Below are 14,764 nucleotides of genomic sequence, written 5' to 3' on the forward strand. Positions count from 1 at the left end.
GGCATCCGGGTGTTCCGGGTGTCAGAACTACCGGATTATTGCCCTCCCATGTCCAACAGCCAAGCCAACAGCGCGCCGTCCGCGCCCTCCCACAACCAGCTCGACACCAAGGCACAGGCCTGGTCGGCGCTGTTTTCCGAGCCCATGAGCGACCTGGTCAAGCGCTACACCTCCAGCGTCTTCTTCGACAAGCGCCTGTGGCAGGCCGACATTGCCGGCAGCCTGGCGCATGCCGACATGCTGGCCGTGCAGGGCATCATCAGCGCCGAGGACCATGCCTCCATCCAGCGCGGCATGGCGCAGATCAGCGCGGAAATCGAATCCGGCGGCTTCGAATGGAAGCTTGACCTCGAAGACGTGCACCTGAACATCGAGGCACGCCTGACCCAGCTCGTGGGCGATGCCGGCAAGCGCCTGCACACCGGCCGCAGCCGCAACGACCAGGTGGCCACCGACGTGCGCCTGTGGCTGCGCGGCGAGATCGACCTGATCGCCGACCTGCTCAAGGAGCTGCAAGTGTCCCTGGTGGACGTGGCCGAGCAGAACGTGGAAGTCATCCTGCCGGGCTTCACCCACCTGCAGGTGGCCCAGCCCGTGAGCTTTGGCCACCACATGCTGGCCTATGTGGAGATGTTCGCGCGCGATGCCGAGCGCATGGCCGACGTGCGCCGCCGCGTCAACGTGCTGCCGCTGGGCGCTGCCGCCCTGGCCGGCACCACCTACCCGCTGGACCGCGAGCGCGTGGCGCGCACCCTGGGCATGGAGGGCGTGTGCCAGAACAGCCTGGACGCCGTGAGCGACCGCGACTTCGCCATCGAATTCACCGCCGCCGCCAGCCTGTGCATGGTGCATGTGAGCCGCCTGAGCGAAGAGCTCATCATCTGGATGAGCCAGAACTTCGGCTTCATCAAGATCGCCGACCGTTTCACGACCGGCAGCTCCATCATGCCGCAGAAGAAGAACCCCGACGTGCCCGAACTGGCGCGCGGCAAGACCGGCCGCGTGGTGGGCCACCTGATGGGCCTGATCACCCTTATGAAGGGCCAGCCCCTGGCCTACAACAAGGACAACCAGGAAGACAAGGAACCGCTGTTCGACACGGTGGACACGCTCAAGGACACGCTGCGCATCTTCGCCGAGATGGTCGGCGGCCAGTTGAACCCCGCCTCGGGCAAGAAGGAGGGCGGCATCACCGTCAACGCGCCCGCAATGGAGCAGGCCGCGCTCAAGGGCTATGCCACCGCTACCGACCTGGCCGACTACCTGGTCAAGAAGGGCCTGCCGTTTCGCGACGCGCACGAAACCGTGGCCCATGCCGTGAAGGCCGCTGTCTCGCACCAGGTGGACTTGTCCGAGCTGCCCCTGGCCGTGCTGCAGGGCTTTCACCCGCAGATCGAGAAGGACGTGTTCGACGCGCTGAGCCTGCGCGGCTCGCTCAATGCGCGCAACACCCTGGGCGGCACCGCGCCTGCCCAGGTGCGCGCCCAGTTGGCGCGCCACCGCGCACGGCTGGCGTAACTCCTGGCTGGGTGTATTTCTTGCATGGTGAGGTAGCCGCCCACCGGCGGTGCATGACAGCGCAGCAGCGTGCGGCTACGATCCTCGCCTGTTGCATCTGATTACCTATCCGCTGGAGCCCCCGCATGACCTCGCCTCGCCGCCGTCTTCTCGTCAACACCCTGCGCACCGGTGCGCTGCTGCTGGGCCTTGCGGCCGCAGGCCTGGCATCGGCCCAGCCCAAGCCGATCCGGTTGCTGGTGGGTTTCCCCGCTGGCGGTGGTACCGATGCCATCGCGCGCACCCTGGCCGAAAAGCTCAAGGACGAGCTCGGTACCTCGGTGGTGGTCGAGAACAAGCCCGGCGCAGGCGGGCAGATCGCCGCCCAGACCCTCAAGGCCGGCCCGGCGGACGGCACGGTGTTGTTTCTCACCCACGACCACACCATCTCCATCCTGCCCCAGGTCGTGAAGAACGCCGGCTTCGACCCCGCGCGTGATTTCGTGCCCGTGGTCGGCATCGCCACCTTCGTGAATGCCTTCGCCGTCTCGGGCGGTACGCCCGCCAAGTCGTTTGCCGAGTACGTCAGCTGGGTCAAGAGCGCCGGCGGCGGCAAGGGCGCCGTGGGTATCCCCGCCCCGGCATCCACCCCGGAATTCCTGGTGAAGCTGGTGGGCGGCAAGTTCGGCATCGATCTGGTGTCGGCACCCTACCGGGGCAGTGCGCCCATGATGGCTGACATGCTGGGCAACCAGATCGGTGCCGGCGTGGCCTCCATCCCCGATTTCATCGAGAACCACAAGGCTGGCAAGGTGCGCGTGGTGGCCGTGCTGGGCAAGGCCCGCCAGGCCGCCATGCCCGACGTGCCCACCTTCGACGAGCTGGGCCTCAAGGGCTTCGAAGACCTGCCCTACTACGGCATCTATGCCCCCACCGGCACGCCGCAGAAGTTCGTCACGGACTTCTCGAACGCCGTGGCCAAGGTGATCGCCATGCCCGAGGTTCGCGACCACCTCACCGCCATGGGCCTGACCGTGGGCCACATGTCGCCCACGCAGTTCGCCGCGCGCGAAAAGGCCTACACCGCCGCCTGGACCAAGATCATCAAGGACACCGGCTTCGTGGCCCAGTAATCCCGTCTGCGCAGGCCGGCTCCCATCCCCTTTATGCCCACCGCTCGCCTGCCAGCGCACTGGCTGCGGTCCCGCTTCCTGCCCTTGCTGGTGGGACTGGCCAGTTGCGCGCTGGCCATGCTGCTGGCCTGGCTGGTGATCGACATCTCGAACACCAAGGCGCGCACCGAGATCGCGGCGCGGGCACAAACCCATCTTCTCGAAATTCGCGACCGGCTGGACCGGCAGTTGCAGAGCACATTGTCGGTGCCAGAGACCGTGGCCGCCTTCGTGGCAGCGCAGGGCCAGATGGAGCCAGAGATCTTCGCCTCGGTGGTCGGGCGGCTGCTGGAGAGCCAGCGCAACATCCGCAACCTGGCGCTGGCGCCGGACAATGTCATCAGCGACATCTACCCGCGCTTGGGGAACGAAAAGGCCCTGGGCCTGCGCTACCTGGACAACCCCCAGCAGCGCGGCGCGGTAGAGCGCGCCATCCAGACCCGGCGTACCGTGGTTGCCGGCCCGATCCCGCTGGTGCAGGGCGGGCTGGGGATCGTCAGCCGTACGCCGGTATTCCTCACCAGCCTGCCGGGGGCCCGCCCCGGGGCGGAGCCACGCTATTGGGGCATCGTCTCGCTTGCGGTGAATGCCGATACGCTGTTTGCCGATGTGGGGCTCAACACGGACCAGATGGGCTTCCAGGTGGCAGCCCGCGGGCTTGATGCGACCGGAGCCCAAGGGGCCGTGTTCATTGGTCGCGCAGCCCTGTTTGACGACAAGCCGGCCACGCTCGACGTGCCCTTGCCCGGGGGTGGCAACTGGACCCTGGGCGCCGTGCCCGTGGGTGGCTGGAAGGCCGCCGGCAGCGCGCCCGCGCTGGTCGTGACCATGTCGTACGTGTTTGCCGTGTTGCTGGGCCTGCTCAGTGCCTGGCTGGTGCGTGCCCACCAGCAGGTGCTGGCGCTGGCCAGCCACGACCGCCTCACCGGGCTGCCCAACCGTCGCCTGTTCGAAGACCGCCTGTCCCAGGCCGTGCTGGCCGCCTACCGCGACCACCGTGCCGGCGCGCTGCTGCTGGTGGACCTTGATGGCTTCAAGGCCATCAACGACAGCATGGGCCACGGCTGCGGCGACCAGGTGCTGGTGCGGGTAGGCCAGCGCCTGGCGGGGCTCGCCCGTGCCAATGACACGGCTGCACGGCTGGGGGGCGACGAGTTCGCCCTGGTGTTGAATGCGGTGACTTCGCCGCAGGCCGCGATGGAAATCGCCCAGCGGGTCATCCAGGACATGCTGGCACCCATCGGCCTGGACAACGGCGAGCATGTGCGCATCGGTGTCAGCATCGGTGTGGCCGTGTTCCAGGGCGACGCGGCCGAAGCACTGCCGGCGCTGATCGACCGGGCCGACCAGGCGCTGTATGCCAGCAAGCGCACCGGCAAGGGCAAGGCCACGCTGGCCGACTCGGCCGAGTTGCACACCTATGCGACGCAGCCGCTGAACAGCTCCACCATGCCGTGAACCATCCACTCAGATGGCTGTGGCAGTGCCCATGGCTGGATTGGCCTGACGGGCCAGCCGAAGTTGTAAAACATGGGGTGGATGCGGTGAAATTGCCGAAAATGGCCCCATCTGATAATGATGTGCCACTTCCTGGAACCCATGCCATGAAGCGATTTCCCCGCCTTTCCAAACTCGCCCGGCGCCTTGCGCTGTCGGGTGTGCTGGTGTCGAGCACGGCTGCGGTGCATCCGGCCCCCGTGGGCGCTGCGGGTTCGGCGCCCGGGTCCAAGACGACACAGTCATCGTCCGCCTCCCACTATGCGCGTTGGCAAGCCAGCATGGACGCGTTTGCCTCCGCCGACAAGGCCCAGGCGCCTGCCGAGGATGGCGTGCTCTTCGTGGGCAGCTCCACCATCCGCTTCTGGACGCAGTTGCCGCAGGATTTTCGCGACGTGCCGGTGGTCATCAACCGCGGCTTTGGCGGTTCCACCATGGCCGACTGCCAGTACTTCGTGAAGCAGTTGGTACTGCAGTACCGCCCGCGCCAGGTGTTCGTTTATGCCGGGGACAACGACCTGGCCGAAGGCCGCTCGCCCCAGCAGGTGCTCGAGAGTTTTGAGGGCTTTGTGGCCGCCGTGCGTGCCGAACTGCCCGACACGCGCATTGCCTATATCTCCATCAAACCGAGCCCCTTGCGCGCCGAGCTGATGCCCAAGGCCCGCGAGGCCAATGCCCTGCTCGCAGGCTATGTGCGCAGCTTGCCCAACAGCGATTACATCGACATCTTCACGCCCATGCTCGACCTGCAGGGCGCGCCCCGGGCCGAGCTCTTCGGGCCGGACCGCCTGCACATGAGCGATGCCGGCTACCGGCTGTGGCGCTCGGTCATTGCCGACTATGTGGGCCGTGGCCAGCCCGCGCTGCAAACTGCACCGGGCAAGGCGGGCAACGAAACCGCTGCGGCTGCGGTGGTCGCGGTACCTGCCCTGGCGGCCGCCCAGGTCAGCACCGGCCGCTGAGCTTCCCGCAGTTGCCTCAACCCGGCGCGACCTTGGCCTTCGGCGGGTCGCGCGGCTTGGGCTGCACCCCCTGGCGGGCGGACGCAGGGGGGTACATGGGTGGGCGTTTCTGTCCGGGTGCCAGGACCGCCGGCGGGGTGGTGTCCTCCCCGGGTTTCTTTTCCAGCCACAAGGTGGCGCGTGCCACCGCATAGAGCACTGCGAAGGCTGCGGCCAGCAGGGCCAGGTCCATTCCCCAGGGACGGTCGTACTTCGCCCCCAGCCCCGCCAGCACCACGAGCACCAGTACCAGGTGCGCGCAGAACACCGGCAGGGACGCCGACCCCAGCGTCTCCAGCCAACGCTGGCGCGGCATGCGGGTGGCCAGCCGAGGACCGTAGTGGATGGCAAGCACCACCAGCGCAAACAGGTTGATCATGCGCATCGGCCCCAGGGCCCATTTGTCGAACCAGGGGTTGAACCCGGCGTACGGACCCTCGGGATGGAACGGTATTTGCCCGACCAGGTGGCGCCAGCACATCAGGAAAATGGCCAGGGCCAGGGCCAGCAGCACCGACCAGCGCGGAAAGGTGAACGACGGCGCATTCGGGTCATTGCGCGTGGCGCCCATCCACAGCCCCAGCATCCACAGGAACTGCCAGCTCCACATCACGAAGGCCCCCGTTTCGTTGAAGGGCACGGGTAGCGGCACGATGGCGTTGATGCCGTCGTACACCCAGTGCGAGAGCCCGAACTGCGCGGCCAACCAGACCAGCCCGCTCACCACCATCACCGGCCGCCAGCCCCAGACAAAGGCCAGCACCATCACCCAGGGGCTGGCCAGCATGAACAGCACGTACAGCGGCAGGATGTCCAGGAGCGGCGGCTCATAAAGCAGCAGCAGCCCACCCACCAGCGCGGTGAACGGCTGCTTGACGTAGAAGTTCAGCAGGTCCACCACGGCAGGCTGCTCGATGCGGATGCCGATGAAGGCAATCACGGTGAACAGGAACAGCAGCAGCGCTGCGTGGCAGGCGTAGATCTTGAGGGCCCGGCGCCAGAAGGCGTGGTGCATCTCGGCCACGCTCTTGCGCCAGGCCACACGGCCGTAGACCATGCCGGCCATGTAGGCCGACAGCAGCACGAAGCCCTCCGCCGCCGAAACGAAGCCGAAGGGCTGGCCCAACGGCGAGGTGAACCGCGTGGGCAGATGCGTCACTGTCATCAGCAGCAGCATCAGCCCCCGGGCTGCATCGATTTCCCAACTGCGTGGGGACGGAGCGGTTGCGGGGGCCATGGAGGCTCTTCAGGCGAGGGTGCGCACCTTCGGCTCGCGGTCCCACTGCCGTGTCTGCGCGGCGGCGATGAAGGCCTTGCTGTCCTTGGGGTCCATCACGCCGGCATCGGGCTCTATGCCGGCGGCCTGCACGATGGCCTGCGACCCTGGGCAGGCGCCGATCGCCTTGAGGTGGCCGAAGGCATCGCGGAACCAGTCCACCGCGGCGGCTTCCCGCGAGAGCTTGTTGCCCATCTCCGTCGAGAGGATGGAGGCCACGGCATCGAACACCGTGGAAGGCGTGCCGGCAAGTTGGCCATCGGCGGGCAGCCGGCTGCCGTCGTCCATCTTGGCACCGCCCACCTTGGGGGCCACGATCTTCACGGTGGCACCGGCCTTTTCCACGGCCTTCTTGAAAGTCGCAACCGACTTCGCGTTGGAGCCATCGTCCACCAGCAGGCCCACGCAGCGGCCCTCCAGCGTGGGCTTCATGCGGTCGATGATGCGCAGGGCAGGCGAAAGCGGCATGTCCTGTGGCTGCACCGCGGCGGCGGGAGCGGGTGGCAGGGCGTCCATGCCCAGGCCATCGGCCACGCGCTGGGCGAGGGCTGCGTCCACATGCTGCAGGTGGCCCACCACCGCTTCGCGCACATGCACCGTGGCCACCTTGGAGAGCTCGAACACGATGGCCGAGGCCATGTGCGCCTGCTCCACCTCGCTCTGGCTGCGAAAGAACATGCGCGCCTGGCTGTAGTGGTCGGCGAAGCTCTCGGCGCGCACCCGGCCCTTGGCGCCGTCGTCGGCGGGACGTTCAGCAAAGTGTTTGAAGCCCTGCGCCAGCGAGGCGCGCGGCGTATCGCCCTGCAGGCTGCTGGGCTCGTAGTTCACGCGGCCCTTGGGCACCTGCATCTGCATGTGGCCATCGCGCTGCATGTTGTGGAATGGGCACTTGGGAGCGTTGACCGGGATCTGCGCGAAGTTCGGGCCGCCCAGGCGCGACAGCTGCGTGTCCAGGTACGAGAACAGCCGGCCCTGCAGCAACGGGTCGTTGGAGAAGTCCACGCCCGGCGGCACGTTGGCGGGGCAGTAGGCCACCTGCTCGGTCTCGGCAAAGAAGTTGTCGGGCCAGCGGTTGAGCACCATGCGGCCGATGGTGCGCAGGGGCACCAGCTCCTCGGGGATCAGCTTGGTCGCGTCCAGGTGGTCGAACGGGAACTTCGCCGCGTCTTCCTCGGTGAACAGCTGCACGGCAAAGTCCCACTCGGGGTAGTTGCCGGCCTCGATGGCTTCGAACAGGTCGCGGCGGTGGTAATCGTTGTCTGCCGCCTGCAGCTTCACGGCCTCGTCCCACACGGTGGACTGGATGCCGAGCTTGGGTCGCCAGTGGAACTTCACGAAGGTGCTTTTGCCCTCGGCGTTGACCAGCCGGAAGGAGTGCACGCCAAAGCCCTCGATCATGCGCAGGCTGCGCGGGATGGTCCGGTCGCTCATGGCCCACATCACCATGTGCAGGGTTTCGGGCATCAGCGAGACGAAGTCCCAGAAGGTGTCGTGCGCACTGCCCGCCTGCGGGTAGCCGCGGTCGGGCTCCATCTTCACGGCGTGCACAAGGTCGGGGAACTTCATCGCGTCCTGGATGAAGAACACCGGGATGTTGTTGCCCACGATGTCCCAGTTGCCCTCCTGGGTGTAGAGCTTGACAGCAAAGCCGCGCACGTCGCGCGGTGTGTCCACCGATCCGGCGCCGCCGGCCACGGTGGAAAAGCGGGTGAAAACGGGCGTCTGCACGCCGACTTCGGTCAGCACGCGGGCGGTGGTGAATTCGGCCAACGACTCGGTCAGCTCGAAGTAGCCGTGCGCGGCTGTGCCGCGGGCGTGCACGATGCGCTCGGGAATGCGCTCGTGGTCGAAATGCGTGATCTTCTCGCGCAGGATGAAGTCTTCGAGCAGCGTCGGCCCGCGGGGGGTGTCGCGCAGCGAATTCTGGTTGTCGGCGATCGGAATGCCCAGCTGCGTGGTCATGACGGGGTGATCGCCGCCGGCTTGCTGTTGCAATTCGTCACCATTGCCACGCTGGGTGTCTGGGGACGGGGTGGTGGAAGGGGTCGAACGTGGCTTATCCGCAGTTTTGCGGATGGCTGGGGACTTGGCCATGGATGCTCCAGAGAAGGTGTCGTGGGACGGATCAACAAGCATCTTTCGCCAGGGAAGGTCACGACGGGGTAGGACCATGGGCCGTCCTCCTGTCGGCCGTGTAAAAATGGCCTCTGCGTGAAGTGGTGCACGCTCTGGATACGTAAGTGCTTGCAACGCAGGCCTGCATGCCATGCGGTTTTGTTACGCTTGCCAGTTCCTTTGGAGGGGATCGCGTGAAAGCCAAGAACTGGATGTTTGCCGCCGGCCTGCTGCTGGCCACCGTGGCCGCAATGGGGTCGGCCCATGCCCTGCAGATCACGAGCCTGTCCCCCCAGGGTGAAGTCGCCCGTGTGCGCCAGATGGTGGCCAAGTTCGACGCGGCCGCCGTCAATTTCGGCGACCCCAAGGCCCCGGCCCCGCTGACCCTCAGCTGCAGCGACGCTGCCGCCACCAAGGGCAACGGCCGCTGGACAGGCGAGAAGGAGTGGGTTTTCGACTTCGAGAACGACCTGCCCCCCGGCGTGCGCTGCACCGCTGCGGTCAAGGCGGGCTTCAAGTCGGCCTCAGGCGCGGCGCTGACCGGGCCCACCAGCTTCCAGTTCAACACCGGTGGGCCGTTCGTGCAGAACATGCGCCCCGGTACCTACCAAGAGATCGACGAAGAGCAGGCCTTCGTGTTGCAGCTCAATGGCCCGGCCACCCTCGAAAGCATCAGGGCCAACACCTGGTGCTCGCTCGAAGGCGTGGGCGAGAAGGTGCCCGTGCGCCTCATCGAAGGCAGCCAGCGCGACGAGATCCTCAAGTCCCTGGGCCTGGACAAGCGTGCCGCGCAGCAGCCGCTGCAGTACGTGAGCCTGGCCTGCAACCGGCGCCTGAGCTCCGGTTCGCGCGTGCAGTTCGTCTTTGGCAAGGGCGTGGCCACGCCGAGCGGCGTGGCCAACGCGGTGGAAAAGCGCTTCGACTACAAGGTGCGCGAGCCCTTCTCGGCCGAATTCAACTGCGAGCGCGAGAACGCGCAGGCCGCCTGCCTGCCGATCCGCCCGTTGTCCCTGACGTTCAACGCCCCGTTGCCACGCAAGCTGGCGGCCGCGATCCGTCTGAAATCGGCCAAGGAGACCATCAAGCCCCAGCTGGAAGCCGGCGCCGACGAGGACAAGAACCCCGATGCCCTGGTCAACAGCGTGCAGTTCGCCGCCCCGCTGGCCGAGAACACCGGCTTCACCATCGAGTTGCCCAAGGACCTCAAGGATGCCTCGGGCCGCACGCTGCGCAATGCCGACAGCTTCCCGCTCAAGGTGGCCACGGGCGGCATGCCGCCACTGGCCAAGTTTGCGGCCGCACCCTTCGGCATCGTCGAGCGCTTCGCCGAAGGCCCCGAGGGCCCGGCACTGCTGCCCGTGACCCTGCGCAACGTGGAGGCCGCCCTCAAGGTGCAGGGCCTGCAGGCGGGCACCGGCACACCGGCTGCTCCTGCCGGCAAGGTCAGCACCCTGCGCCCCACGAGCGATTCGGACATCATTGCCTGGTTCCGCAAGGTCAAGCGCTACGACAACTACAACATCGACCGCAAGGAAGCGCGCCGCGACACCAAGGGCCCGCTGCCCAAGGTGATCGACAACGAGCGCGACTACGTGCAGTCGCGCATGGTCTCGCTGCTGGGCGGCCAGGGCGGTGTGAAGACGCTGGACCTGCCCAAGCCCGCGAGCAACGACCCGCGCCCCTTCGAGGTGGTGGGCATTCCGCTCACGCCCGGCTTCCACGTGGTGGAGATCGCCTCGCAAAAGCTCGGCACTTCGCTGCTGGACGAGCGCCATGGCGACGCCCGCACCATGTACGTGCGCACCTCGGCACTGGTGACCAACCTGGGCGTGCACTTCAAGCTCGGCCGCGAGAACGCGCTGGCCTGGGTGACCAGCCTGGACAAGGGCCAGCCCGTGGCCGGCGCCACAGTGCGCGTGTCCGACTGCACCGGCAAGGAACTGGCCACCGGCACCACCAACGCCCAGGGCGTGGCCAGCATCGAAGGCCTGTCGCCCGAACCCGAGCAGTGCGGCGAGGACGGTGAGCGCTCCTACTTCGTCAGCGCGCGCAGCAAGGGCACCGACAACGTGGAGGACATGGCCTTCACCTGGACCGACTGGCAGCGCGGCATCGAGCCCTGGCGCTTCAACGTGCCCACCAGCAGCGAAGCCAACCCCAACGAGCGCGCCCACACCATCTTCGACCGCACGCTGTTGCGCGCCGGCGAGACGGTGTCGATGAAGCACCTGCTGCGCAGTGAAACGCGCAAGGGCTTCGCGGTGTCCGACACCCGGCCCGAGACGCTGGTGATCACTCACATCGGCAGTGGCCAGCAGTACACGCAACCCCTGGTCTGGCGCACCACGGCCACGGGCGGCCTGAGCGCGCAGAACACCTTTGCCGTGCCACCGGCCGCCAAGCTCGGCGTGTACTCGGTGGAGTTGCGCTCCGACGCCGGCAATGAACGCAGCCTTTCCACCGGCCAGTTCCGGGTGGAGGAATTCCGCCTGCCGGTGCTCGAAGGCCGCATTGCCCCCGCCGACAAGAAGGCCCTGGTGCGCGTGCGCTCCGTGCCCACCGACGTGCAGATCAACTACGTGGCCGGCGGCGGCGCGGCCAACCTGCCGGTGCGCGTGTCGGCCATGGTGCGCGGCAAGTCCCTGCAGTACAACGATTACGACGCCTTCAGCTTCAACCCGCCGCGCAAGCGCGGCCAGTCGAGCAACGGCAACAGCGACGATGAAGAGGCTGCGGCCAGCCAGGACAGCCGCGTGATCGCCGACAAGCTGCCCGTGACGCTGGACCGCAGTGGCGCCGGCAAGGTCACCATCGACAACGTGCCCCAGGGGCGCCAGCCCCAGGACCTGGTGATGGAGGCCACCTACGCCGACCCCAATGGCGAAGTGCAGACCCTGCGCAGCACGCAGACCGTGTGGCCTGCGGGCGTGGTGGCCGGCATCAAGACCGAAGGCTGGGTCTCTGCCCAGCAGAAGATCCGCTTCCAGGCGCTGGCACTGCAGCACAACGGGTCGGCCGCGGCCGACGTGCCCCTGCAGGTCAAGGCCACGGCGCGCATCACCACCACCACGCGCAAGCGCATGGTGGGCGGCTTCTACAGCTACGACAACCAGACCGAGACCAAGGACCTGGGCACGGTGTGCAGCGGCAAGAGCGACAGCCGCGGCCTGCTGCTGTGCGAGTCCAAGCTCGACGAGGCCGGCGAGGTGGAACTGGTGGCGATCGCCAGCGACCGCGAGGGCAACACCAGCGAGGCCGCGTCCTCGGTCTGGGTCACGCGCCAGGGCGAACTGTGGTTCGGCGGTGAGGACCACGACCGCATCGACCTGCTGCCCGAGAAGAAGAGCTACCAGCCGGGCGACACCGCCAAGTTCCAGGTGCGCATGCCGTTCCGCTTTGCCACGGCCCTGGTGGCCGTGGAGCGCGAGGGCATCATCGACACCCGCGTGGTGCAGCTCAACGGGCAGGATCCGACCATCGAGCTCAAGATCGAAGAGGGCTGGGGCCCCAATGTCTACGTGAGCGTGCTGGCCCTGCGCGGGCGCCTGCGCGAGGTGCCCTGGTACAGCTTCTTCACTTGGGGCTTCAAGTCGCCACGCGAGTGGTGGAACTCGTTCTGGTACGAGGGCAAGGAATACCAGGCCCCCACGGCCATGGTGGACCTGTCCAAGCCCGCCTTCCGCCTGGGCCTGGCCGAGATCCGTGTGGGCACCAAGGCCCACCAGATCGACGTGAAGGTTGTGGCCGACAAGGAGAGCTACCCGGTGCGCGGCAAGGCGCAGGTCACCATCACCGCCACCTTGCCCAATGGCAAGCCCGCCGCCAACGCCGAGGTGGCCCTGGCCGCCGTGGACCAGGCGCTGCTGGAGCTGATGCCCAACACCAGTTGGAACCTGCTCGAATCCATGCTGCAGCGGCGCAGCTGGGGCGTGCAGACCTCCACGGCGCAGATGGAGATCATCGGCCGGCGCCACTACGGCAAGAAGGCCGTGCCCGCCGGCGGCGGCGGCGGCCGTGCGCAGACGCGCGAGCTGCTGGAGACCCTGCTGCTGTGGGAGCCCGCGCTCAAGCTCGACGCCAATGGCCAGGCCAAGGTGACGGTGCCCCTGAACGACGCGCTCACCACCTTCAAGATCGTGGCCGTGGCCGATGCCTCGGTGGGCCTGTTCGGCACCGGCAGCACCAGCATCCGCGCCACGCAGGACCTGCAGATCATCAGCGGCCTGCCGCCGCTGGTGCGTGAGGACGACCAGTTCCGCGCCCAGCTCACGCTGCGCAACACCACCAAGGCGGCCATGAAGGTCGAGGTGTCGCCGCGCGCCACGCTGCTGGACCTGAAGCCCCAGACCATCGACATCCCCGCGGGCGAGTCGCGCGAGGTGGCCTGGAACGTGACCGCCCCGGCGCAGCTGGCGCAGACCCGCTCGGAAGCCATCCTCTGGGAGATCGATGCCAAGGATACGGTGAGTGGCGCGCGCGATGCGCTCAAGGCGCGCCAGCGCATCATCCCGGCCATTCCGCTCACGGTGCAGCAGGCCACGCTGGTGCAGGTGGACGGCAGCTTCAACCTGGACGTGAACCCGCCGGCCGACGCACTGCCCGGCCGTGGCGGCCTGAAGATGTCGCTGCAGCCCAAGCTGGCCGAAGGCCTGCCCGGCGTGCGCGACTGGTGGGCCAACTACCCCTTCATCTGCCTGGAGCAAAAGACCAGCAAGGCCGTGGGCATGCGCGACGGCAAGCTGTGGCAGACCGTGGTGGCCCAGTTGCCCACCTACCTGGACAGCGACGGCCTGGCCAACTACTTCCCGCCGCGCGACGGCGATGCCAACCGCGGCAGCGACACCCTGACGGCCTATCTGCTGGCGGCCACGCACGAGGCCAGCAGCATCGACCCGGCCTTCGCGCTGCCCGATGAAGCGCGTGCACCCATGGAGCGCGGCCTGATCGCCTTCGTCGAGGGCCGCATCCAGCGCGAGTTCTGGAGCCCGCGCAAGGACCTGGACATGCGCAAGCTGGCCGCCATCGAGGCCTTGTCGCGCTACGGCAAGGCCCAGGGCCGCATGGTCAGCAGCATCACCGTGGCGCCCAACCAGTGGCCCACGCACTCGGTGATCGACTGGGTCAACGTGCTGCGCCGCGTGGCCGACGTGCCCGAGCGCGACAAGCGCCTGGCCGAAGCCATGCAGGTCCTGCGCAGCCGCCTGTCCTTCCAGGGAACCAAGCTGATCTTCAGCACCGAGCAGGACGACTACTGGTGGTGGCTGATGCAGAACGGCGACGTGAATACTGCCCGCCTGATGCTGGCCGTGATGGACGATCCGACCTGGAAGGACGACATGGGCCGCCTGGCCAACGGCTTCATCAGCCGCCAGCAGGGCGGTGCCTGGCACACCACCACGGCCAACCTCTGGGGCGGCCTGGCCCTCGAGAAGTTCTCGGCCAAGTTCGAGGCCACGCCGGTCGCGGGCAACACCAAGGCCAGCCTGGGGGCCAACAGCGCCAGTGTGGACTGGAGCAAGGTCGAGCGCATCAAGACCAGCGACGCCAGCGGCGCCGCGCACCAGACCACCTGGTTCGGCGCGCCGGCGGCGCCCGGCAACCTGCGCAACAACAGCATGTTCCTGCCCTGGGCGGCAGCGGGTGGCAAGGAGAGCCTGGCGGTGGCCCACCAGGGCACGGGCAAGCCCTGGCTCACGCTGCAATCGGTGGCGGCCATCCAGCTCAAGGCCCCATTTGCTGCCGGCTACGCCATCAAGAAGACCATCACCCCGGTGGAGCAGGCCAACAAGTCGCTGCCTGCCGGCCAGTACACGCGCGGCGACGTGCTGCGCGTGACGCTGGAGGTCAACGCCAGCGCCGACATGACCTGGGTCGCCATCACCGACCCGGTACCCGGTGGCGCCACCATCCTGGGCAGCGGCCTGGGCCGCGACTCTGAGATCGCCACCCAGGGCGAAAAGCGCAGCGGCAGTGGCTGGCCGGCGTTCGAGGAACGCAGCTTCGAGTCCTTCCGCAGCTACTACCAGTACCTGCCCAAGGGCACGGTCAAGATGGAGTACACGGTGCGCCTGAACAACGTGGGCGACTTCGCGCTGCCCCCGAGCCGCGTGGAGGCCATGTACGCGCCCGAAATGTTCGGCGAGTTCCCCAACGCCCGCGTGAAGGTGGAGGCCGCCAAGTGACACTTCGTACTGCAGCGCCACCAC

At 67.6% G+C, this 14,764-nt stretch carries 7 protein-coding genes; 5 read left to right on the forward strand and 2 right to left on the reverse strand.

The window, feature by feature from the left end; all coding sequences use genetic code 11:
• The first annotated feature begins 48 nt into the window (after positions 1–48).
• The 4 genes from argH (at position 49) to ASE28_RS21515 (ending at position 5,128) form a co-directional block, all read left to right on the forward strand.
• A complete protein-coding gene (gene argH, locus ASE28_RS21500) occupies positions 49–1,518 on the forward strand; it encodes an argininosuccinate lyase (protein WP_057268412.1) in 1,470 nt (489 codons plus the stop codon).
• Positions 1,519–1,643: 125 nt separating this feature from the next.
• Complete coding sequence (locus tag ASE28_RS21505; protein ID WP_057268413.1) at positions 1,644–2,630, forward strand: Bug family tripartite tricarboxylate transporter substrate binding protein; 987 nt, start codon at positions 1,644–1,646, stop codon at positions 2,628–2,630.
• A 33-nt stretch (positions 2,631–2,663) separates the two neighbouring features.
• Positions 2,664–4,127: a diguanylate cyclase domain-containing protein gene (locus ASE28_RS21510; RefSeq protein ID WP_057202053.1), complete on the forward strand. Its 1,464-nt coding sequence runs from the start codon at positions 2,664–2,666 to the stop codon at positions 4,125–4,127.
• A 146-nt stretch (positions 4,128–4,273) separates the two neighbouring features.
• A complete protein-coding gene (locus ASE28_RS21515) occupies positions 4,274–5,128 on the forward strand; it encodes an SGNH/GDSL hydrolase family protein (RefSeq protein ID WP_057202054.1) in 855 nt (284 codons plus the stop codon).
• 16 nt (positions 5,129–5,144) lie between these two features.
• Here ASE28_RS21515 and opgC read toward each other — a convergent pair whose 3' ends face one another.
• A complete protein-coding gene (gene opgC / locus ASE28_RS21520; RefSeq protein ID WP_057268414.1) occupies positions 5,145–6,404 on the reverse strand; it encodes an OpgC domain-containing protein in 1,260 nt (419 codons plus the stop codon).
• 9 nt (positions 6,405–6,413) lie between these two features.
• Positions 6,414–8,537, reverse strand: coding sequence for a catalase (locus tag ASE28_RS21525; protein WP_057202056.1), 2,124 nt, complete (start codon positions 8,535–8,537; stop codon positions 6,414–6,416).
• A gap of 233 nt (positions 8,538–8,770) precedes the next feature.
• On the opposite strand from ASE28_RS21525, the gene ASE28_RS21530 reads away from it, so the two are divergent.
• Positions 8,771–14,740, forward strand: coding sequence for an MG2 domain-containing protein (locus ASE28_RS21530; protein ID WP_057268494.1), 5,970 nt, complete (start codon positions 8,771–8,773; stop codon positions 14,738–14,740).
• Positions 14,741–14,764: the final 24 nt, after the last annotated feature.

The organism is Acidovorax sp. Root219 (assembly GCF_001428665.1).
In the GTDB taxonomy this organism is placed as follows: domain Bacteria; phylum Pseudomonadota; class Gammaproteobacteria; order Burkholderiales; family Burkholderiaceae_C; genus Acidovorax.